The organism is Paraburkholderia sp. FT54, assembly GCF_031585635.1.
Lineage (GTDB): Bacteria > Pseudomonadota > Gammaproteobacteria > Burkholderiales > Burkholderiaceae > Paraburkholderia.
Window position 1 is genome coordinate 3550494 of sequence record NZ_CP134195.1, and the last position, 20154, is coordinate 3570647.

The window sequence follows — 20154 nt, forward strand, 5'->3', positions numbered from 1 at the left end:
GCTTGTCTTCGCAAAAAATGATCTTTAGCAAAGGCGATTGAATTGGCAACGCGCTTCGCGCGCGACGCTTACCCTATACTGAACTGCTCGTCTGCCAAGCCATGAGTTCACCCTCCCTCGCGCCGGCACGCTTTCTTCGGAGCCCGACATGCGCATGATCCTGTTCAGCAGCCGCCAGTACGACAGCGACACGTTCACCGAAGCCAATGCCGCGCATGCCTATGAACTGCACTTCCAGGAATCGCACCTCGACAGCGAGACGGCCATTCTCGCTCAGGGCTACGAAGTGGTATGTCCGTTCGTCAACGACAACGTCGACGCGAAGGTACTGGAGCGGCTTCATGCCGGCGGCACGCGCATGATCTCGCTGCGCTCGGCGGGCTTCAATCACGTCGATCTGGCCGCGGCCGAACGTCTGGGCGTCACGGTCGCGCGGGTGCCGGCCTATTCGCCGCATGCGGTGGCCGAACATGCGGCCGGATTGATTCTGGCGCTGAACCGGCGCCTGCCGCGCGCCGTCGCGCGCACTCGCGAAGGCGACTTTTCGCTGCACGGGTTGCTCGGCTTCGATCTGCACGGCAAGACCGTGGGCGTGATCGGCACCGGCATGATCGGCCGCGTATTCGGGCGCATCATGGCGGGCTTCGGCATGCAGGTGCTCGCCTACGATCCCGGCAAGCCCGCCGACGACCTGCTCGCGCTCGGCGCGCGCTACGTGCCGCTCGACACGCTGCTCGCCGAATCCGACGTGGTCAGCCTGCATTGTCCGCTGGTGCCGGACACGTACCATTTGATCGACGGCCCCGCGCTTGCCAAGATGAAGCGCGGCGCGATGCTGATCAATACGGGCCGTGGCGGCCTCGTCGAAAGCAATGCGCTGATCGGCGCCTTGAAGGATGGCCGGCTCGGCCATCTTGGGCTAGATGTGTACGAGGAAGAAGGTGGCCTGTTCTTCGAGGATCACTCGAACCTGCCCTTGCAGGACGACGTGCTGGCGCGTCTGTTGATGTTCCCGAACGTGATCGTTACCGCGCACCAGGCGTTCTTCACGCGCGAGGCGATGAACGAGATCGCCCAGACCACGCTCGAGAACGTCGCGGCGTGGCAGGCCGGCGCGCCGCGTAACGTGGTGCGCGCGCCCGCTTAGGTGGTGCGCACGCCCGCTTAGGTGGTGCACGCGCCCGCTTAGGTGGTGCGCGCGCCCGCTTAGGCGCCGCCGCCGGTATTCACCGGCGTCGCGCGGACCGCCGTGCGCGCGTCGTCCGCTGCGCTGCAGAGTTCGCGCAGCAACATCGCCTCACGCTCGTGCACTTCCACTGGAAACCAGCGCGCGCCCGCATCGGCCAGATAGCGCGCGCGGTGCTGGCCGTTGCGAAACGCCACGACGCCTTCGCGCTCCAGTCCGAACCAGCCCAGCAGCCCCGGCGCGCGACGCGTCGAGATGGTCACGTACGGCATCTGCGGAATCCGCGGGTTCTCTGGATCGAGAAATTCGCGAATGCCGCGCACCTTGCCCGAATGCCATTCGGCGACCGGCTTCAGAACGTAATCGGTATTGTCGCGGTCCGCGCAGGCGAGCAGTTTGCGCACGTCGACGAGTACGACCTGATGCCGCGTGCCGTCCGTGACGAAAACGCGTTTCAGGCGCACGTGGTCGTACCATGGATGCTCGTGCAGCGGCACGGTCCAGACCGTCTCGGCGCAAGCCGGCGCGGCGGCTGACGATGAATTGGACAAGGGCAAAAGCAGGCTCGATAAGCCGGCGAAAAGCCGCCAGCGCGTTAGAAGAGCGCTTACGCTACGAGCCGATTGTGTAAGAAGCATGACAGACCACGGTATTAAATATCCTGCATGAGCACACTGCTCACAACCCCGCGACGCGCGGGCAGACGCGGATGACTTCTACGGTGACAACGATGATAACCACGCAAAATTTCAGTGACCACGTGCGCATCGAAGCTAATCTGGATATCGGCGTGGCCACGATCATCCTTGAGCGGCCCGCGCGTCGAAATGCCGTGGATCGTCCTGTCGCTGACGCGCTCAGCGCCGCGTTCACCCGCTTCGAAGCGCAGCCGGCCTGGCGCGCGGCGGTGCTGTTCGGCGCGGGCGGCACCTTCTGCGCCGGCGCGGACCTGACCGCTCTCGCCGACGACACCCGCCGCAACGAACTGCACGCCGACGGCAGCGGCCCCGGTCCGATGGGGCCGACGCGCATGAGCTTCAGCAAACCCGTCGTCGCGGCGATTGCCGGCTATGCGGTGGCGGGCGGCCTGGAACTGGCGGCTCTGTGCGATCTCCGAGTCGTCGAAGACGACGCCGTGCTCGGTGTGTTCTGCCGGCGTGTCGGAATTCCGCTGATCGACGGCGGCACGATCCGCTTGCCGCGTTTGATCGGCTTGTCGCGCGCGCTGGACCTGATTCTGACCGGCCGCGCGGTGAGCGCCCAGGAAGCGCTCAGCTTCGGCCTCGCCAATCGCATCGTGCCCAAAGGCACGGCGCGCGCCGCGGCCGAACAGTTGGCCGCCGAACTCGCCGCCTTTCCGCAGGCAGCGCTGCTCGCCGATCGCCGCTCCGTGCTGGAAAACAGCATGCTCGACGATCTCGCTGAAGCGCTGCGCCGTGAGGGCGCCGGTGGTTATCAAGCCGTCTTCGACGAAGGTGTCGCGGGCGCCGCGCATTTCGCTAGCGGCGCCGGCCGTCACGGCAGCACGTTCGACCCCGATGGCGGCATCCGCTGAAACCGCGGCGACGCTCGCGTTTGACAGCGACCTTCAGCAAAAAACAACACCCGTTTCGACGTTCAGCAAGCTCGTTTTGACTTAGGTAGAATCCCCTACTTCTTTACCCTTGTACGGCGCACGCGTTTTCGCCCCGAAAACGCGCGCCGGCCTTGCGACGCTTCCAGTCGCGCCGATTCCCGCTCCGTCACCATGCCTTTGCCCCTGCTCGCCCTTGCCGTTGCCGCGTTTGGAATCGGTACCACCGAATTTGTGATCATGGGGCTGCTGCCCAATGTCGCGCGCGATCTGTCCGTCTCGATCCCCGCAGCCGGCATGCTGGTGTCGGCGTATGCGCTCGGCGTCACGATCGGCGCGCCGATCGTCGCGATCGCTGTAGCGAACATGCCGCGCAAGAAGGCGCTGATGAGTCTGATCGGCGTGTTCATCGTCGGCAATCTGCTGTGCGCCGTCGCGCCCGGTTACGCGGTGCTGATGGCCGCGCGCATCGTGACGGCGTTCTGTCATGGCGCGTTCTTCGGCATCGGCTCGGTGGTGGCCGCGGGTCTTGTCGCGCCTAACCGTCGCGCGCAAGCCATCGCGTTGATGTTCACCGGCCTCACGCTCGCCAACGTATTGGGCGTGCCGCTCGGCACCGCGCTCGGCCAGGCCGTGGGCTGGCGCGCGACCTTCTGGGCGGTGACGGGCATCGGCCTCGTCGCGGCGGCTGCGCTCGCCGTGTGCCTGCCGGCGAAGATCGAAATGCAGAAGGCGAGCCTCGTCCACGAATTCAGCGTGCTGAAGAACCCGCAAGTGCTGATGGTGCTCGGCATCAGCGTGCTCGCGTCGGCAAGCCTCTTTTCCACCTTCACGTACATCACGCCGATTCTCGAAGACGTGACCGGCTTTACGCCGCACGCGGTCACCCTCGTGTTGCTGCTGTTCGGTCTCGGCCTGACGGTGGGCAGCACGCTCGGCGGCAAGCTCGCGGACTGGCGGCTGATGCCGTCGCTGGTGGCGTTTCTGCTGGCCATCGTCGTGATCCTGACCATCTTCGTGGGCACGATGCATTCGGAAATCCCGGCGATGATCACCATTTTCGTGTGGGGCATTCTGGCCTTCGCGATCGTGCCGCCGCTGCAGATGCTGATCGTCGACCGTGCGAGCCAGGCGCCGAATCTGGCCTCGACCTTGAACCAGGGCGCCTTCAACCTCGGCAACGCGACGGGCGCCTGGCTCGGCGGCATGGCGATCGGTGCGGGCGCACCGCTCACGACGCTGCCGTGGGTCGGCGTGGCGACCTCGATCGGCGCGTTGGCGCTGACGCTGTGGTCGGTGTCGATCGACCGGCGCGCGCAACGCATGGCGATGGCGGGCTAACCGCCCTTCTGCCGCTCACGTCAAACCCCGCCGGGGTGCGGATGACTCGCGGCCGTAGTAGCATCTCGGCCGATGAAAGTCATCTTCACTCGCGATTTCCTCGCTTTGATCCTCAGCGTCGCCGTCGTCGGACTCGGCAGCGGCGCGACGCTTCCCCTCACCGCTCTCGCGCTCACGCAAGCCGGCTATGGCACCGACGTGGTCGGCCTGCTGAGCGCCGCGCAAGCGGGCGGCGGACTCGTCGTCGTGCCGCTCGCGGGATGGATCGCGGCGCGCTGCGGCGGCCGTCAGGTGATCGTGGGCGCTGTGCTGGTGGTGGCGTTCGCCACCGCGCTCATGCAACTCACTTCGAACCTGTGGCTGTGGGCCGTGTTGCGCGTGCTGTGCGGCGCGGCGCTGATGCTGCTCTTCACGATCGGCGAAGCGTGGGTCAACCAGCTGGCCGACGACGCCACGCGCGGCCGCGTCATCGCCATCTACGCGACCAACTTCACGCTGTTCCAGATGGCCGGTCCCGTGCTGGTGAGCCAGATCGCAGGCTTCACGCAGTGGCGCTTCCTGATTTGCGGCGCGATCTTCCCGCTGGCACTGCCAATGCTCGCCACGATCCGCAAGACGCCGCAACCCTCCGAAGACGAGCACGCGGCGCACGGCAGTTGGCGTCATGTCTTGCCGCGGATGCCGGCGCTCGTGATCGGCACTGGTTTTTTCGCTCTGTTCGACACGATCGCGCTCTCGCTGCTGCCGCTCTTTGCCATGTCGCACGGCATTGCTAGCGAGGTGGCCGTGCTGTTCGCATCGGCGCTGCTGCTCGGCGATACGACGATGCAGTTCCCGATCGGCTGGCTCGCGGACCGGCTCGGCCGCGAACGCGTGCATATCGGTTGCGGTGTGATCGTCGTGGCGCTGCTGCCGTTGCTGCCGTGGGCGATGACTTCACCGTGGCTCTGCTGGCCGCTGCTGTATGTGCTCGGCGCGGCGGCGGGCGCGATTTACACACTGTCGCTGGTTGCTTGCGGCGAGCGCTTCCGTGGCGCCGCGCTGGTGTCGGCGAGTTCGCTGGTGGGCGCGTCCTGGAGCGCGGCGAGTTTCGGCGGCCCGCTCGTGGCTGGCGCGTTGATGAAGAGCGTCGGGAATGACGCGATGGTCGGGGTGCTGCTTGTTGCGGGGTTGGCGTTTCTGATGGCGAGCTGGTGGGAGAAACGGCGGGCGCCGATGCGAGTCGTCGGTTGATCGGCAGGCTTTAAGTCCGCGCCGTCGCGTGATGATCTGCCAGTCGCAAAACGGGCAAGTCATCATGATGGCTTGCCCGCTTTTGTCGCGCGCCTTGCGTGCTACTTGCATGCGATGTCGGCCTTACTTCAGCGCCGGCAAAATCTCTCCAACGCACGCGCCGAAACCCACGCGATAACCCCCGCCCTGGCACCAACCAGCCAGCGTCAACTCATCGCCGTCTTCGATGAAGCCGCGCGTGCCGCCTTCCTGCAACTCCAGCGGCTTCTTGCCGTTCCATGTCAATTCCAGCAGGCTGCCGAACGAATCCTCAGTCGGCCCGCTGATCGTGCCCGAGCCCATCAGATCGCCCACCCGCGTATTGCAGCCCGACACCGTGTGATGCGCGAGTTGCTGCGCCATCGTCCAGTACATGTGCCTGAAGTTGGTCCGCGCAATCGTGCTGGCCGCTTTCGCCTGCTTCGGGCGCAGCTTCACTTCCAGCGTGATATCGAAAGCATGCTCGCCGTCGTGGCGCAGGTACGCGAGCGGCTGCGGTTCCTGCACCGGCTGCGCGACGCGGAACGGTTCGAGCGCGTCGAGCGTCACGATCCACGGCGAGATCGTGGTGGCGAACGTCTTTGCGTTGAACGGTCCGAGCGGCACGTATTCCCATTGCTGAATATCGCGCGCGCTCCAGTCGTTCAGCAGCACCATGCCGAAGATATGCGCTTCCGCATCCGCGCACGCAACCGGTTCGCCCAAGGCGTTGCCCGCGCCGATCACGAAGCCGGTTTCCAATTCGATATCCAGCTTGCGGCACGCGCCGAACACCGGACGCTCCTGATCCGGCAGCTTCAACTGCCCATTAGGACGACGCACGGGCGTGCCGCTCACCACCACCGACGACGCCCGTCCGTTGTAGCCGATCGGCATCTCCGACCAGTTCGGCAGCAGCGCATTCTTCGGATCGCGGAACATGGAGCCGACATTCGTCGCGTGCTCCTTCGACGAATAGAAATCCGTGTAGCCCGGAATCCGCACCGGCAGATGCAATTGCGCGTCGGCCTGGCGGATCAGCGCGCGGCTGCGCAGTTCGGCGTCGTCGCGCAGCGTCGCGTTATCGCGCGAGAGCAGCTTGCTCAACTGAATGCGCACGCTACGCCACTCGTCACGGCCCAGCGCGATGAAATCGTTCAACGCGTCGCGCACGAACACACTGTCGCCCGCGTCCGATGAAGGCACGGTCAGCAGACCCGCGCTTTCGAGCGCGGCCAGATCGACGATGCTGTCGCCGATTGCGACGCCCACGCGGCGCGTCGCATTCAGGGTGTCGCTGAAAATACCGAACGGCAGATTCTGAATCGAAAAATCGTGGGTCGAATGATTGGCCGACTCGACCCAGCTTTTGCGCGACGCATCGAGCGTCGCCTGAAGATCGGTCGATGCGTTCATCGTTGCTCCGGGTTGAAGTGTTTCTTGAGACCTTGCCAGCACTCGTAGTAATGCGCCTGCAATTGCGCGGTTTCGAGTGCGAAGCGGGTCGGCTTGATCAGCGTGCGAGTCTCGAACATGAAGGCCATCGTGTCGCCGACTTTCTTCGGCGTCGACGTATCGCCATGCGAGGCTTTCTCGAACGTCTCCGCGTCCGGGCCGTGGCCCGACATGCAGTTGTGCAGACTCGCGCCGCCCGGCACGAAACCCTCGGCCTTGGCGTCGTACACGCCGTGCACGAGACCCATGAATTCGCTCGCGACGTTGCGATGGAACCAGGGCGGGCGGAACGTGTCTTCGGCGGCGAGCCAGCGCGGCGGGAAGATCACGAAGTCGATGCTATCGACGCCCGGCGTGTCGCTTTGCGATTGCAACACGAGGAAAATCGACGGGTCCGGATGGTCGAAACTGATCGAGCCGATCGTGTTGAAGCGGCGCAGATCGTACTTGTACGGCGCGTAGTTGCCGTGCCACGCCACCACGTCGAGCGGTGAATGGCCGATGTCCGCGCGCCACAGGTTGCCGTTCATCTTGGCGACGAGTTCGAAGTCGCCTTCACGGTCTTCATAGGCCGCGTGAGGCGTGAGGAAGTCACGCGGATTGGCGAGGCCGTTCGAGCCGATCGGACCGAGATCAGGCAGACGCAGCAACGCGCCAAAGTTCTCGCAGATATAGCCGCACGCCGCGCCGTCCGGCAGGCTCACCGCGAAGCGTACGCCGCGCGGAATCACTGCGATCTCGAACGGCTCGACGTCGAGCTTGCCTAATTCGGTTGCGACGTGCAGGCGCCCTTCCTGCGGCACGATCAGCAACTCGCCGTCGGCGGTATAGAAAAAACGGTCCTGCATCGAGCGGTTCGCCGCGTACAGGTGAATCGCACAGCCGCTCATCGATTCCGCCGCACCGTTGCCCGCCATCGTCACCCAGCCGTCGATGAAGTCAGTCGGCTCGACCGGCATCGGCAATGCGTCCCAGCGCAACTGGTTCGGCGGCGTCGGCGGCACTTCGGCGAAGTTCGCGACAAGCCGCCCCGAAGGCAGCGGCGTGAACGGCTTGTGCACGGCCGCCGGACGAATCCGGTAGAGCCACGAGCGGCGATTGTGGCCACGCGGCGCAGTGAACGCCGTGCCTGACAGTTGTTCGGCGTACAGACCATAGGCCGCGCGCTGCGGCGAATTGCGGCCTGCCGGCAACGCGCCCGGCAAGGCCTCCGTGGTGAATTCGTTCGCGAAGCCCGACTGATAGCCCGGCTCGATTTCGAGCCGCGAACTGGCGGTGTTCGGCATGCGTGTCTGGGTATCCATACAAGGTTCTCCGTTGATACTCGATCGTGGCATCTGACGCGGTCCGCGGCTCTGACGGGCGGTCGCTGCCGCGTCGCGGCGGCCAGCGCGGTCATCAGCATGGTCGGATAGAGCGTCCGCGTTCGGCGCATGCATTGCGCGCACGGCATAAGCCATCCCACTGTCGCAGGGGCATGGCGATTTACGTATCGTAAAACTAATTACGTATAGTGAAATTAACGTATACCCTGAAAAACAGCCCAAAAGCGCCGGAGAGCCAGTCGGCACAGGCGTTCGGCGGATAACGTTATGAGCAATTTGTTCATGAGAGCGCGGTGCGGACTGCTACCATCAATGGATGCGGCAATCGAGTCGCGTTGCCGCGCGCCGTGCGCTTCTCTATCGCCATCCATACGTCTACATGATTCCGCCGACCATCCCCAGCCTCATTGCCCGCGCCGCCGATCATCCGTTTCTCGGCGAGCATCTGGTCATGGGGCAAGGCTTGCATCACGACGTCGCGCTGGCGCAATTCGACGGCTTCGAACTGGCGAGCGCCTATGAGCCGATCTTCGATATCAGCGTGCATGCGTTGGCGCAGTCGCTTTCGTCGGGGGTCGAGGGCGTGGATCGTTTCGGCGATGAACTTGGCTTTCAGGCCGTCACGCACCGCGTCGACGCGGCGCCGTTCGACGTGTTCGATCCGTTCGACCATATCGCCGACGATCGGGAACTGGTCGCGCTCGACCGCATGTCACGCGCGCTGCATGCCATCAATTTCTTCGGCGCGCAGCGGCATGGATTGCTCTTTCTGCGCGTGCACGAACGGCTGCTCAAGAGTGTGAAGTACGACCACGGGCGACATTTTTCGAGCGTGCTGGTGTCGTTCGGATTGAACCCGTCGCGGGTGGTGATCGAACTGCCGGCAGCGGCGGTCGCGCACAAGACCTTTCTCGGCTATCTGACCAAGAGCTATCAGCACTATGGCTTCAAGGTGGCGGGCAATCTGTCCAACGCGGGACAGATTCTGTCAGTGTCGGAAACCGCGCGGCTCGACTTCCTCAAGATGGATGCGGCGACCGCTCTGCGCGATGCGACGGTTAAGCCGCTAGTCGGTTATGCCGGCCGGCTGCGGATTCCGCTGATATTCAACCGTGTGATGGATGACGCGCAGTTCGAGGCTTTGCAGCAGTACGACGTGCGCTTCGTGCAAGGGCCGCTATTCAATGCGCATTATCACGACCGGGCGGTTTGAGTCGGCTTGAGTTGGCTTGAGCCGGTTTGAACTCGCGACGAACGCGCCGCCCGCCTCAGCCCGTATCGCCCAGACGCCGCGCGAGCGCCTTCAGCCGTGGCGCGACGCTGTCACGAAACACGTCTTCTCCCATCGACGACGCCGGCCCGCTGCAACTCAGCACCAGCCAGCGCCCTTCGCGCGGCTCGCGAAACGGCACCGCGACCGCGTTGACGTCGTCGTGCCACGCGCGGAACGAATAGCAGCAGCGCTGCGCGGTAAAGGCGGCGATTTCTTTCTCCGCGTCGGCGACCAGTTCGGTGCCTTCCGTGCCCGCCGCCTTTTTCAGCTCCGCCAATAACGCGGCGCGCGCGTCGAGCGGTTGCACGGCCAGATAGGCGCGGCCCATCGAACTCGTCAGCATCGACAGTTTCGAACCGGACGCCAGCCCAAGCGTCAGCGCGGTTTCGCTGCGGATCGTCTCCAGATAAATCATGTCGAGCCCGTCGCGGCAACCGAGCGAGACCGCCGCGCCCACCTCGCGCGCGAAGGTGCGCATGTGCGGGCGCGCGAGTTCAAGCGTATCCGTGCCCGAGAGCAGCGCGAAACCAAGCGACAGCACACCGGCGTCGAGCGCGTATTTGCCCAGGGTTTCGTCGAGCCGCAGGTAGCCGAGCACGGTCAGCGTGTAGGCGAGACGGTTGACGGTCGCCTTCGGCAAACCCGTGCGTTCGACGAAATCGCGGTTGCCGAGCATGGTTTCGCCGGGCTTGAACGCGCGTAGTAAATCCAGCCCGCGCGCCAGGGCGACGACGAATTTGCGCTCGTCGAGCGGTTCGGAGGGAGTGGATGTTGGCGTCATGCGGTGATACACTCGGTCGTGGTTTGCAAAACATTGTTTCGCATAGCGGAACTTAAGTCAAGCGCAAACACGTTTCCGTCAAGCAAGGAATCAGGAGATAAGCCATGGCCGAGGCCGCGCAGTTTCACTGGGAAGACCCGTTGCTGCTGGATCAGCAGCTCACCGAAGACGAACGCATGGTGCGCGACGCCGCCGCGGCCTACGCGCAGGACAAGCTGCAGCCGCGCGTGCTCGAAGCGTTCCGTCATGAGAAGACCGACATCGAGATCTTTCGCGAGATGGGCGAACTCGGCCTGCTCGGCCCGACCATCCCTGAACAATACGGCGGCCCTGGCCTGAACTACGTGGCGTACGGTTTGATCGCGCGCGAAGTGGAGCGTGTCGATTCCGGCTACCGGTCGATGATGTCCGTGCAATCGTCGCTGGTCATGGTGCCAATCTACGAATTCGGCTCGGAAGCGCAGAAGCAGAAATACCTGCCGAAGCTCGTCACCGGCGAATGGATCGGCTGCTTCGGTCTGACCGAACCGAATCATGGCTCCGACCCGGGCAGCATGGTTACGCGGGCCAAGAAGGTCGACGGCGGCTATTCGCTGTCGGGCTCGAAGATGTGGATCACCAATTCGCCGATCGCCGACGTGTTCGTCGTGTGGGCGAAGCTCGAAGAAGACGGCAAGGACGCGATTCGCGGCTTCATTCTCGAGAAGGGCTGGAAGGGACTGTCGGCGCCGACCATCTACAGCAAGGTGGGCCTGCGTGCGTCGATCACCGGCGAGATCGTGCTCGACGAAGTGTTCGTGCCGGAAGAGAACCGCTTCCCCGAGGTCAGCGGCTTGCGCGGTCCGTTCACGTGCCTGAATTCGGCGCGCTACGGCATCGCCTGGGGCGCGCTCGGCGCGGCCGAAGCATGCTGGCACACCGCGCGTCAGTACGTACTGGATCGCAAGCAGTTCGGCCGGCCGCTTGCTGCGAACCAGTTGATCCAGAAGAAGCTCGCCGACATGCAAACCGAGATCACGCTCGGTCTGCAAGGCGTGCTGCGCCTCGGCCGCATGAAGGACGAAGGCACCGCGGCCGTCGAGATCACCTCGATCATGAAGCGCAACTCATGCGGCAAGGCGCTGGACATTGCGCGGCTCGCTCGCGACATGCTCGGCGGCAACGGCATCTCGGACGAGTTCGGGATTGCGCGGCACCTGGTGAATCTGGAAGTGGTAAACACCTACGAAGGCACGCACGACATTCACGCGCTGATTCTCGGGCGCGCGCAAACGGGCACTCAGGCCTTTTTCTGAAGGTTTTCTGAAGCGCGGTTTCCGCCGATTGAGATTGCGATTGCGGCGGAATCTGCGCGGTTCGATAAAAAAGCCAGTTCATTCGTGAACTGGCTTTTTTTCGTTCGACACGGCGCGCCGCGGTTAATGGCCCGCTTCGTAGCGCATCTGACGCCTACTTGTTCGGCTGCGGCGTCATGCGGAGATACGGACGCAGCGCCTTGTAGCCCTTCGGGAATTTCTGCTTGATGACTTCCTCGTCCTTCAGCGACGGGACGATCACCACGTCATCGCCCTGCTTCCAGTTGCCCGGCGTGGCGACCGAATGGCTGTCGGTGAGCTGCAGCGAATCGATCACGCGGAGCACTTCGTCGAAGTTGCGGCCGGTGCTGGCCGGATAGGTGATGATCAGGCGCACCTTCTTCTTCGGGTCGATCACGAACAGCGAGCGGACCGTGAGCGTTTCATTCGCGTTCGGGTGGATCATGTCGTACAGCTCGGCCACCTTGCGGTCGCCGTCCGCGAGAATCGGAAAGCCGACATTGGCGGCTTGAGTCTCGTTAATGTCTTTGATCCACTCTTTGTGCGACTCGGCGCTGTCGACCGACAACGCGATGGTCTTCACATTGCGCTTCTCGAATTCCTCGGCCAGCTTGGCGGTCAAGCCGAGTTCGGTCGTGCAGACCGGCGTGAAGTCGGCGGGATGCGAAAACAATACGCCCCAACTATCGCCCAGCCATTCATGGAACTTAATCGTGCCGACACTCGATTGCTGTTCAAAATCCGGCGCGATATCGCCAAGACGTAGACTCATTGTGCATCTCCTATAGGTTGGACATTGCCGCGAGCATTCATCCGCGGCGCCCCGCAACGATAAAGCATACGGGAGTGACGGTGTATGACGAACCAACATCGCGTCAGTACTTTATGCGTTTTTGTAATTTTCACCGATTTAGTGGAAACTTTGCGGGACAGATCAACTCCATCTTAGGCAAACTGTGTCTGCGTCATACAGGCGGTGGCGTATTTGTGACTATGCTTCAAGCGGGAACGGTTCGTGCGAAGTTGTGAGTCAGTTGGCAATCGTCCGAGCCCTGCGCTCGCCAGCGGCCGTTTCTTTAGTTACGATTCACGCGTGGCGTGAGAGGAAGGGGAGCTGTCAATGTCGGAAATCAACAAGGAGAGATTGATGTCGGATATCAAAACCGTCCTCGCGGACGCTGAAGATCTGCTGAAACAGGCTGCGAGCGCCACCGGCGAGCGCGCTTCGGAGCTTCGTGAAACGGCGCTGACGCGTCTGAAGCAGGCTAAGGAAAAGGCGGCCGACGTGCAGGTCGTGGTGGTCGAAAAAGGCAAGAAGGCGGCCCGCGCCACCGACGACTACGTGCATGAGCATCCGTGGGCATCCATCGGCATCGCCGCTGGCGCCGGTGTGCTGCTTGGGCTGTTGATCAACCGCAAGTAACACTGGCGACGCCGCCGGACGTATCTCGTCCGGCACGCTAGCGAATCGGGTTGACCGGCGCACGCCTGGCCGGTCAGCTTCTTCTGGCGCGCGCTCGCGCCGGTTAGGCCTTCACGCGCAACGCCCAAAGCCATGACGATCGAAACACAATCGCAGCGCGCGGAACATAGTCCGTTACGCCGCATAATCGGCTCCGTGTTTGCCATTCTGCAAACGCGGCTGGAACTGGTCGGCATCGAACTCGCCGAAGAAAAGGACCGTTTGCTCGGCGTGCTGTTCCTCGGCCTTGCCGCCATGATGCTCGCTACCATGGCGCTGATCGCCCTCACGGCGCTGATCGCCATCGCCTTCTGGGACACTTACCGCTGGCAGGCGCTTGCCGGCATCACCGCGGTCTATGCGATTGCGGGATTAGCGTGTGCGCTGAAAGCGCGCAGCGGTTTGCGCAATGCGCCAATGGTGTTCGAAGCGACCATCGCCGAGTTCGAAAAAGACCGCGACGTGTTCCGCAAACCGTGAACCGTAAGACGCAACGGCGCGCCGTGCGTCTTACGTGAAAAGCTCGCGCGAATTGCAGCGCCGTTCCACTGTCCCACCTTCACTGCCGCCGACACGCCATGAGCCAGAACCACTCCGACACCGCGTTCCGTAACCAGCGCCACCAGGCCAAAGATCTGAGCGCGCCGCATTTGCGAGCACTGCGCAAGGAACTGCTGCTGGTGCGTGCGGATGTCGAGCGGATGGAACTCGCTCAGGCGACTATCGAGTTGCGGCAAGCAGTCACACACTTCAGCTGGCTCAAGTTCGTCCTGCCGGGCTTCGGTGGCATGCGCGTCGGCAAGGGCTCGAAGGCGAGCTTCATCAACGCGGGCACCATCGGTGCACTTCTGAAACAGTATCCGCTCATCAGTTCGATCGCCTCCATCGTTCTTGCCAAGCCACTGCGCGCCACCGTCGCAGCCGGCGCCAAACCTGTGCTCAAGTGGGGCAGCCTTGCGCTTGTCGGGTGGGAAGCCTATCGGATCTGGCAGCAGATGAAGCGAGATTCGGCTGCGTCAGCAGACGGCAGCGTTGAATCGACGGATAGCGGTTATTGAGGCGTGACGCCGCGTGCCATTGCACCTGGTCGCTAGCTCGTGTTCCAGCACTCGCCGCTGGCGGGTGTCGAAACGCTTGTCCCGTTTTTATTGCCGCGTAATCCTGTTGCATCGAGCGTGAAAATGCCACATGTGTCGTCGCGCATCGGGCCGGACTCGCTCGGCGTTGCCTCAATCGCATAGCCACCGTTTGCATCGTCCGCGGGCAGCACATGCAGGCGATAGACAGGCGTGCCGAATTGCGGCGCCTGATCGAGCCCCGGTGGCAATGTCGGTGCGCTGTCGCTTGCCGCTGCCTCGACAAATTGAGCCGCGCGATAGAGCGCGGACGCCGCGTCGATTCGATGAGTTCGCGCAACATGGCTGCGATACGACGGCACGGCAAAGACTGCCAGCGTGGCGGCAATCGCTAGCGTAATCATCAACTCGAGCAGCGTGAACGCGGATGTATGCGGCTTCATGATGCCTCCGTCAAAATGGCCTGGCGGCAACGCGGCGCCAATGACGTTCGACCTTCTCTCCGTCGATCACCAGTTCCATCTGCAACCACACCTGCGACTCGCTGGTCTGGCCGAAGCCGCGCGAAGTCAATAAATACGCTCGCGCATCGGCGCGAGTGGCGAGACGCCAGGCCTCGATCAGACATTGCGGCGCGCGCAGCGATCCGGGCCATTGCGCCACCGGCGTGACGGCGCCTGCGTCGAACGCGGCTGCGAGTTTCCATTGCGTCGGCTCGCCGGATGCGACCGGCAGCGGCACAGCTGTCTGCACGCCGGCAGCCGCAATGACGCTGCGGGCGCACAAAGTCAGCGCCGAATCCGCGGCATGGAAAGCCTGCAAATACTCGCGGACGTTGCTGGTGCCACGCGCTGCCGCGAGCGATGTCTCGAACCAAGCCGCGGAAGTGGCCAGCATCATCGCTGAAATCAGCAGGACGATCGGCAGGACCATGCCGTGCTGCCGAGCGCGTGACATGTGGCGCTTCGTTTGGCGAGGCTTTGCCCGGTTTGCCAGGTGATCGTGGCGTCGAACGCGCTTTCCGTCCGTGCGGGCCGGCTGGCCTGCCATGCGTCGTATCGTCACAGCGAATCCTCCACGTGGTTGCGTATCGCCACACGCCGGGAGAACGCCTGGTGCGGCCGTGAATCGGCAGCGAGAACACTCACGCCGTCGCAATCGACATAGCGTGGACGGTGCTGCCCCTGCGGCGCGCCGCGCACGAGCACGCAGAGATCGACGGCGACGATCTTCGCCCATTGATCGGCCATCATGGCCGACGCGTCGATGGCGGCCTGGCCGCCGGCCACCCAGTACTTGATCCGCACGCGTTCAACACCTTCGACCAGCGGTTGCGCGGCCCCCGTCTTGCCGTTGCCCTCGCAATAAAGCTCCGGCTCACCGGTCGAACCGCTGACCCTCGCGAAATACCGGTTGACGACCAGCACGCCCTGGTCGCCGAGCGCGGCGCTGCTCCCTGTCACGGCTTGACCGAGGCAGTCGGTTGTTTGCCCGTTGGTCGACGGCCATGTCGAGACGTTGTCACCGACATAGCGGACGGCGACACCGTCCGAGTGACTGGGCAAGGTCTCACACGCTAGGCTATCTTCGGCGCCGGTCGGGCGGCCACCCGAGCATCCGAACATCGGCGGGGGACCGTTATATCGCGCGACGTCCGCCGGTACGAAGCCGGCCATTTGCAGTTGCTGGCCAATCAGCGTCAGCGCGGTCAGACCGGCTTCGCGAATCCGCATCGAATCGCTCGCATGTTCGAATGCGCTCCGCTGCGTCGTGTAGAGCGAGACGGCACCCGCAGTCACCAGCAGCCCCAGCGCCATGGCGATCACGAATTCGACCAGGGTATGGCCATACTCAGGATTCGAACGTTGCATCATTTCGCAAACGCCAGCACGACGCATGACGAGCCCACGGGAAGATCCGCTCCGCCGCACGACGCGGGCTTGTCGATGACATCGTCGGAATGCGGCATGTCGAGCAATGATGTCCATGTCACGCGCGCAGCCGATACACCACCGTTGTCTCCCACCGAGGCTTCGCCATGCGGCAAGAGTACCGTTGCCCGTGCGCTCCATTGCCTGATTGCGGAGTCGCCACCAGAGGGTACGCACATCGCCTCCGCGACGGAATCAGCTATCCAGGCGGCATGTTCGCGCATGGACATCGCGCGTGCCTCGCGTGCGGTCCACAACTGACCGGCGATCAAACCCAGTGCGGTGACCGCCATCAACGCGACAGCCAGCATGACCTCGACCAATGAGCTGCCGCCACACTTCGACTCGCTTCGGCGCGAGTGCTGGCTCCGCGAATATCGGCTCATGACGCCGCTCCGCATGCGCCCTCGACAATCCGCGCGCGACCGCCGGCTGCGATACGAATGCAGCGTCGCCACTTGTCCCCTTGCGTCGCCCTCGACGGCGTACGCGGCGCGATATCAAAACTGCGAAAGGTGCCGATCAATTGCCCCGCCGGCGGCGTGAACGTGAGATTCGTCTGCGTGCCAACGATGCTCACGGCCGCAAGCAGAGGTTGCGCGCGCAATAGCGACAACGTGCCGCCCCGATCGGCCATGACGGCCCAACCGCACGACCAGTCAGCGACGCCGTGACCGCACGGCTGCCCCGCGGCAAGACAATGCCGCGCGGCGTCGATCCGGCACACGATGACGCGTGTGCCCCGGCGCAAGGCTTCACTGCGCGCATAAGCGAGCGTCGAGGCAAGCGCCTTCGCGCGGGCGTCGACCTGATCGCGCGCGTACCACGCTACGAACGACGGCGTGGCCATCACGGCGATGACCGCGAGCAGCGCAACCACGGCTAGCGTTTCAACGAGCGTGAAGCCGCGCCAGCGCGGCGGATGGACAGCATTCCGTTTCATCTGCATCCCTGATCGATTCGAAGAATGCAGCCAATCTAGCGATTTGCAAACCGCTCAACAATCGGCCGAATGGCCAGGTGGCACTCAGACGCTATCCCGCGCAAGAATGCACGCGACGAACCATAACGGCAGCGGGGGATACAGATGCAGATACGCGAAACAACGCGGGAGAAAACGGCGACTCAAACGCGACGCGAGATGCGGCTACGTTCAGCGTTTGCGGGAAGGCTTGGGAGGGGAAGAGGCGCGGCGGAATTCTTCGATCACGTCTTCGAACTCGGAGACGTCTTCGAAGCGCCGGTAGACGGAAGCGAAACGAACGTAAGCAATGGTATCGAGCGCACGCAATTCGTTCATCACGAGTTCGCCAAGGCGCTCGCTGCGTACTTCGCGCTCGCCGCTGCCGAGCAACTGATACTCGATGCGGGCAACCGCCGCGTCGATCGCGTCCGCTGCCACCGGGCGCTTGCGCAGCGCCAGTTGCATGCTCGCGACGATCTTGCGGCGGTCGAATTCAGTGCGGCTGCCGTCCTTCTTGACGACCGACGGCAACGCCAGCTCGACCCGCTCATACGTCGTGAAACGTTTGTCGCAGGCCGGGCAGCGGCGGCGCCGGCGAATCGTCGCGCCGTCTTCGGATACGCGCGAGTCGACCACTTGCGTATCGGCGTGACGGCAGAAGGGGCAGTGCATGGCGGCTTAGCGGTAAACCGGGAAGCGCTGGGTAAGCTCAGCGACTTGCGCGCGCACACGTTCGATCGTGGCGGCGTCTTCCGGGTTGTCCAGCACGTCGGCGATCAGGTTAGCCACCTGCTCGGCTTCCTTGACGCCGAAGCCGCGCGTGGTCATGGCCGGCGAGCCGAGACGCACGCCGCTCGTCACGAACGGTTTTTCCGGATCGTTCGGAATCGCGTTCTTGTTGACGGTGATGTGAGCGGCGCCGAGCGCAGCTTCCGCAGCCTTGCCGGTGATCTTCTTCGCGCGCAGGTCGACGAGCATCACGTGGCTCTCAGTGCGTCCCGAGACGATGCGCAGACCGCGTTTGACCAGCGTCTCAGCCAGCACGCGCGCGTTTTCGACGACTTGCTGCTGATACTGCTTGAACTCCGGCGACAGCGCCTCCTTGAAGGCGACGGCCTTGCCGGCGATCACGTGCATCAGCGGACCACCTTGAATGCCCGGGAAGATCGCCGAGTTGATCTGCTTCTCGAACTCAGCCTTCATCAGGATCACGCCGCCGCGCGGGCCACGCAGGCTCTTGTGCGTGGTGGTGGTGACGAAATCGGCGTGCGGCACCGGGTTCGGATACACGCCCGCGGCGATCAGACCGGCGTAATGCGCCATGTCGACCATGAAGTACGCGCCGACCGACTTGGCGATTTTCGACATGCGTTCGAAATCGATACGCAGCGAGAACGCGGAAGCGCCCGCCACGATCAGCTTCGGCTTGTGTTCCTGAGCGAGCTTTTCCGCAGCGTCGTAGTCGATGTCCTCGGCCTCGTTCAGGCCGTAGCTGACCACGTTGAACCACTTGCCCGACATGTTGACCGGCGAACCGTGCGTGAGGTGGCCACCGTGCGCCAGGCTCATGCCCATGATCGTGTCGCCCGGCTTGAGCATGGCGAAGAACACGCCTTGATTCGCCTGCGAGCCGGAGTTCGGCTGCACGTTGGCGGCTTCGGCGCCGAACAGCTGTTTCACGCGGTCGATCGCCAGTTGCTCGGCGATGTCGACATACTCGCAGCCGCCGTAGTAGCGCTTGCCCGGATACCCTTCAGCGTATTTGTTCGTGAGTTGCGAGCCTTGCGCCGCCATGACAGCCGGGCTCGTGTAGTTTTCCGACGCGATCAGTTCGATGTGCTCTTCCTGACGGCGGTTTTCCTGCTCGATGACCTTCCAGAGTTCAGGATCGACGTTGGCGATGGTGCTTTGGGCTCTGTCAAACATACGGATTCCGTTGAATGTGTTCAGGTTGACCGGATTGTGCGCCGAATCTTGCGTAGAGGGTACGCAGCGCTGCTGGCGGCTGGGCCAGCCCTGACGTGGCGGATGGAGAGTCGCCGCACACGCGAGGCAGGACAGCCACCGTCAGCGCAGATCAATGCGCGCGGATCACGGCTGCCCAGGCGAACGGCAAAACGGCACCCTGCGCTTCACGGTGGGTTGTTCCACCTTGAACCCGATTGCTTGAACCGGTTCTATCGCCAGTCACGCAGGGACGAGCGCGTTAGTTTATTGGAAGAGGATCGAATAGGCAACCGGCGTCCGGCCGCCGCCGCGCATGCCCGCCGGGCGGTCCGCAACGCCGTCCAGTGCAGCGCACAAACATCTGACGAAATTCTTACGGAAACCCGCTGTGCGTCCCTGCCACGGCCCCTCGTGCGCCTGGTTCATCCTTGCCGCAGCGCCGCAATGGAAGTAGGCTTGGGGCCTTTCTCTTTCACCAGCCAGGGAACCACTGCAATGATCGTATTCGTCACCGGAGCGTCCGCGGGATTCGGCGCCGCTATCGCTCGCGCCTTCGTCAAGGGCGGCCATCGTGTCGTCGCCACCGCGCGCCGCAAGGACCGTCTGCAGCAACTCGCCGATGAACTCGGCGACGCGCTTCTGCCGTATGAACTCGACGTCCGCGACCGCGCCGCCGTCGAAGCCGTGCCGGCCTCGCTGCCGGCGGATTTCGCCGCAATCGACGTGCTGGTCAACAATGCCGGCCTTGCGCTCGGCACCGAGCCCGCGCAAAAAGCGAGTCTTGACGAATGGAACACCATGATCGAGACCAACTGCACGGGGCTCGTTCAGGTCACTCACGCCTTCCTGCCCGGCATGGTGGAACGTAACCGCGGCCACATCTTCAACCTGGGCTCGGTGGCCGGCCGCTGGCCGTACGCGGGCGGCAACGTGTATGGGGCCACCAAGGCATTCGTGCGTCAATTCAGCCTGAATCTGCGCGCCGATCTGGCCGGCACCGCGCTTCGCGTGACCGACATCGAGCCGGGCCTGTGCGGCGGCACCGAGTTCTCGAACGTCCGTTTCCGCGGCGACGACGAAAAAGCCGGCAAAGTGTATGAAAACGTGCAGCCGCTGACCGCCGAAGACATCGCTGATTCGATCTACTGGATCGCCACGCGCCCGGCGCACGTCAATATCAACACGATCGAGCTGATGCCGGTGGCTCAATCGTTCGCCGGATTGTCCATTCATCGCGGCTGAAAGCCCGCCGGACGGGGCACACATCTTGAAA

General features: G+C 63.6%; 22 protein-coding genes and 1 riboswitch. Of the genes, 10 read left to right on the plus strand and 12 right to left on the minus strand.

The window, feature by feature from the left end:
- The first annotated feature begins 148 nt into the window (after positions 1–148).
- Positions 149–1147 carry a 2-hydroxyacid dehydrogenase gene (locus RI103_RS16340; RefSeq protein ID WP_310812965.1) on the plus strand — a complete coding sequence of 333 codons (999 nt, stop codon included), beginning with the start codon at positions 149–151 and terminating at the stop codon, positions 1145–1147.
- A 59-nt stretch (positions 1148–1206) separates the two neighbouring features.
- On the opposite strand, the gene RI103_RS16345 is transcribed toward RI103_RS16340, so the two are convergent.
- Positions 1207–1824, minus strand: a complete 618-nt coding sequence (locus RI103_RS16345; RefSeq protein WP_310812966.1) for a plasmid fertility inhibition factor family protein — start codon at positions 1822–1824, stop codon at positions 1207–1209.
- A 92-nt stretch (positions 1825–1916) separates the two neighbouring features.
- Here RI103_RS16345 and RI103_RS16350 point away from each other — a divergent pair, with 92 nt between their 5' ends.
- The 3 genes from RI103_RS16350 (at position 1917) to RI103_RS16360 (ending at position 5333) form a co-directional block, all read left to right on the plus strand.
- Entirely contained in the window at positions 1917–2741 is an 825-nt protein-coding gene (locus RI103_RS16350) for a crotonase/enoyl-CoA hydratase family protein (RefSeq protein ID WP_310812967.1), read from the plus strand.
- Positions 2742–2933: 192 nt separating this feature from the next.
- Positions 2934–4100 (plus strand): MFS transporter, encoded by a 1167-nt coding sequence (locus RI103_RS16355; protein WP_409076949.1) that lies wholly within the window; start codon positions 2934–2936, stop codon positions 4098–4100.
- Positions 4101–4172: 72 nt separating this feature from the next.
- On the plus strand, positions 4173–5333 hold the full coding sequence (locus RI103_RS16360; protein WP_310812968.1) for an MFS transporter: 1161 nt from the start codon (positions 4173–4175) through the stop codon (positions 5331–5333).
- 123 nt (positions 5334–5456) lie between these two features.
- Here the strand turns inward: RI103_RS16360 and fahA are convergent, their stop codons facing one another.
- The gene (fahA, locus tag RI103_RS16365) at positions 5457–6767 is read right to left on the minus strand and encodes a fumarylacetoacetase (RefSeq protein WP_310812969.1); all 1311 of its coding nucleotides are present in this window, start codon (positions 6765–6767) and stop codon (positions 5457–5459) included.
- On the minus strand, positions 6764–8110 hold the full coding sequence (gene hmgA, locus RI103_RS16370) for a homogentisate 1,2-dioxygenase (RefSeq protein WP_310812970.1): 1347 nt from the start codon (positions 8108–8110) through the stop codon (positions 6764–6766). Before hmgA ends, fahA begins: the two co-directional genes overlap by 4 nt.
- Positions 8111–8510: 400 nt before the next feature.
- Here hmgA and RI103_RS16375 point away from each other — a divergent pair, with 400 nt between their 5' ends.
- The gene (locus tag RI103_RS16375) at positions 8511–9344 is read left to right on the plus strand and encodes a diguanylate phosphodiesterase (protein ID WP_310815261.1); all 834 of its coding nucleotides are present in this window, start codon (positions 8511–8513) and stop codon (positions 9342–9344) included.
- A gap of 55 nt (positions 9345–9399) precedes the next feature.
- Here RI103_RS16375 and RI103_RS16380 read toward each other — a convergent pair whose 3' ends face one another.
- A complete protein-coding gene (locus RI103_RS16380) occupies positions 9400–10185 on the minus strand; it encodes an IclR family transcriptional regulator (protein WP_310812971.1) in 786 nt (261 codons plus the stop codon).
- 104 nt (positions 10186–10289) lie between these two features.
- Here RI103_RS16380 and RI103_RS16385 point away from each other — a divergent pair, with 104 nt between their 5' ends.
- A complete protein-coding gene (locus RI103_RS16385; RefSeq protein WP_310812972.1) occupies positions 10290–11480 on the plus strand; it encodes an acyl-CoA dehydrogenase in 1191 nt (396 codons plus the stop codon).
- Positions 11481–11634: 154 nt separating this feature from the next.
- Here RI103_RS16385 and RI103_RS16390 read toward each other — a convergent pair whose 3' ends face one another.
- A complete protein-coding gene (locus RI103_RS16390) occupies positions 11635–12273 on the minus strand; it encodes a peroxiredoxin (RefSeq protein ID WP_310812973.1) in 639 nt (212 codons plus the stop codon).
- A gap of 348 nt (positions 12274–12621) precedes the next feature.
- Between RI103_RS16390 and RI103_RS16395 the strand changes: the two genes are divergently transcribed.
- The 3 genes from RI103_RS16395 (at position 12622) to RI103_RS16405 (ending at position 14021) form a co-directional block, all read left to right on the plus strand.
- On the plus strand, positions 12622–12924 hold the full coding sequence (locus RI103_RS16395) for a YqjD family protein (RefSeq protein ID WP_007179108.1): 303 nt from the start codon (positions 12622–12624) through the stop codon (positions 12922–12924).
- Between the two features lie 132 nt (positions 12925–13056).
- On the plus strand, positions 13057–13443 hold the full coding sequence (locus tag RI103_RS16400) for a phage holin family protein (protein ID WP_310812974.1): 387 nt from the start codon (positions 13057–13059) through the stop codon (positions 13441–13443).
- A gap of 98 nt (positions 13444–13541) precedes the next feature.
- Positions 13542–14021, plus strand: coding sequence for a DUF3318 domain-containing protein (locus tag RI103_RS16405; protein ID WP_310812975.1), 480 nt, complete (start codon positions 13542–13544; stop codon positions 14019–14021).
- Positions 14022–14053: 32 nt separating this feature from the next.
- Here the strand turns inward: RI103_RS16405 and RI103_RS16410 are convergent, their stop codons facing one another.
- The 7 genes from RI103_RS16410 to glyA all read right to left on the minus strand — a co-directional run bounded on the left by RI103_RS16410 (position 14054) and on the right by glyA (position 18860).
- Entirely contained in the window at positions 14054–14482 is a 429-nt protein-coding gene (locus tag RI103_RS16410) for a type IV pilin protein (RefSeq protein WP_310812976.1), read from the minus strand.
- A 10-nt stretch (positions 14483–14492) separates the two neighbouring features.
- A complete protein-coding gene (locus tag RI103_RS16415) occupies positions 14493–14996 on the minus strand; it encodes a hypothetical protein (protein WP_310812977.1) in 504 nt (167 codons plus the stop codon).
- Positions 14997–15100: 104 nt separating this feature from the next.
- A complete protein-coding gene (locus RI103_RS16420; RefSeq protein WP_310812978.1) occupies positions 15101–15913 on the minus strand; it encodes a PilW family protein in 813 nt (270 codons plus the stop codon).
- Complete coding sequence (locus tag RI103_RS16425) at positions 15910–16356, minus strand: hypothetical protein (RefSeq protein WP_310812979.1); 447 nt, start codon at positions 16354–16356, stop codon at positions 15910–15912. The genes RI103_RS16420 and RI103_RS16425 overlap by 4 nt, the downstream gene beginning before the upstream one ends.
- Positions 16353–16913, minus strand: a complete 561-nt coding sequence (locus RI103_RS16430) for a GspH/FimT family pseudopilin (protein WP_310812980.1) — start codon at positions 16911–16913, stop codon at positions 16353–16355. The genes RI103_RS16425 and RI103_RS16430 overlap by 4 nt, the downstream gene beginning before the upstream one ends.
- 210 nt (positions 16914–17123) lie before the next feature.
- On the minus strand, positions 17124–17606 hold the full coding sequence (nrdR, locus tag RI103_RS16435) for a transcriptional regulator NrdR (RefSeq protein WP_027799387.1): 483 nt from the start codon (positions 17604–17606) through the stop codon (positions 17124–17126).
- A gap of 6 nt (positions 17607–17612) precedes the next feature.
- Positions 17613–18860, minus strand: coding sequence for a serine hydroxymethyltransferase (gene glyA / locus RI103_RS16440; RefSeq protein ID WP_310812981.1), 1248 nt, complete (start codon positions 18858–18860; stop codon positions 17613–17615).
- A gap of 166 nt (positions 18861–19026) precedes the next feature.
- Positions 19027–19135: riboswitch (ZMP/ZTP riboswitch) on the minus strand.
- A 241-nt stretch (positions 19136–19376) separates the two neighbouring features.
- Between glyA and ydfG the strand changes: the two genes are divergently transcribed.
- A complete protein-coding gene (ydfG, locus tag RI103_RS16445; protein ID WP_310812982.1) occupies positions 19377–20123 on the plus strand; it encodes a bifunctional NADP-dependent 3-hydroxy acid dehydrogenase/3-hydroxypropionate dehydrogenase YdfG in 747 nt (248 codons plus the stop codon).
- The last annotated feature ends 31 nt before the right edge of the window (positions 20124–20154 follow it).

Coding starts and splice junctions, on each gene's coding strand:
- RI103_RS16340 (WP_310812965.1), top strand. CDS start 149: ATGCGCATGATCCTGTTCAGCAGCCGCCAGTACGACAGCGACACGTTC.
- RI103_RS16345 (WP_310812966.1), bottom strand. CDS start 1,824: ATGCTTCTTACACAATCGGCTCGTAGCGTAAGCGCTCTTCTAACGCGC.
- RI103_RS16350 (WP_310812967.1), top strand. CDS start 1,917: ATGATAACCACGCAAAATTTCAGTGACCACGTGCGCATCGAAGCTAAT.
- RI103_RS16355 (WP_409076949.1), top strand. CDS start 2,934: ATGCCTTTGCCCCTGCTCGCCCTTGCCGTTGCCGCGTTTGGAATCGGT.
- RI103_RS16360 (WP_310812968.1), top strand. CDS start 4,173: ATGAAAGTCATCTTCACTCGCGATTTCCTCGCTTTGATCCTCAGCGTC.
- fahA (WP_310812969.1), bottom strand. CDS start 6,767: ATGAACGCATCGACCGATCTTCAGGCGACGCTCGATGCGTCGCGCAAA.
- hmgA (WP_310812970.1), bottom strand. CDS start 8,110: ATGGATACCCAGACACGCATGCCGAACACCGCCAGTTCGCGGCTCGAA.
- RI103_RS16375 (WP_310815261.1), top strand. CDS start 8,511: ATGATTCCGCCGACCATCCCCAGCCTCATTGCCCGCGCCGCCGATCAT.
- RI103_RS16380 (WP_310812971.1), bottom strand. CDS start 10,185: ATGACGCCAACATCCACTCCCTCCGAACCGCTCGACGAGCGCAAATTC.
- RI103_RS16385 (WP_310812972.1), top strand. CDS start 10,290: ATGGCCGAGGCCGCGCAGTTTCACTGGGAAGACCCGTTGCTGCTGGAT.
- RI103_RS16390 (WP_310812973.1), bottom strand. CDS start 12,273: ATGAGTCTACGTCTTGGCGATATCGCGCCGGATTTTGAACAGCAATCG.
- RI103_RS16395 (WP_007179108.1), top strand. CDS start 12,622: ATGTCGGAAATCAACAAGGAGAGATTGATGTCGGATATCAAAACCGTC.
- RI103_RS16400 (WP_310812974.1), top strand. CDS start 13,057: ATGACGATCGAAACACAATCGCAGCGCGCGGAACATAGTCCGTTACGC.
- RI103_RS16405 (WP_310812975.1), top strand. CDS start 13,542: ATGAGCCAGAACCACTCCGACACCGCGTTCCGTAACCAGCGCCACCAG.
- RI103_RS16410 (WP_310812976.1), bottom strand. CDS start 14,482: ATGAAGCCGCATACATCCGCGTTCACGCTGCTCGAGTTGATGATTACG.
- RI103_RS16415 (WP_310812977.1), bottom strand. CDS start 14,996: ATGTCACGCGCTCGGCAGCACGGCATGGTCCTGCCGATCGTCCTGCTG.
- RI103_RS16420 (WP_310812978.1), bottom strand. CDS start 15,913: ATGATGCAACGTTCGAATCCTGAGTATGGCCATACCCTGGTCGAATTC.
- RI103_RS16425 (WP_310812979.1), bottom strand. CDS start 16,356: ATGAGCCGATATTCGCGGAGCCAGCACTCGCGCCGAAGCGAGTCGAAG.
- RI103_RS16430 (WP_310812980.1), bottom strand. CDS start 16,913: ATGAAACGGAATGCTGTCCATCCGCCGCGCTGGCGCGGCTTCACGCTC.
- nrdR (WP_027799387.1), bottom strand. CDS start 17,606: ATGCACTGCCCCTTCTGCCGTCACGCCGATACGCAAGTGGTCGACTCG.
- glyA (WP_310812981.1), bottom strand. CDS start 18,860: ATGTTTGACAGAGCCCAAAGCACCATCGCCAACGTCGATCCTGAACTC.
- ydfG (WP_310812982.1), top strand. CDS start 19,377: ATGATCGTATTCGTCACCGGAGCGTCCGCGGGATTCGGCGCCGCTATC.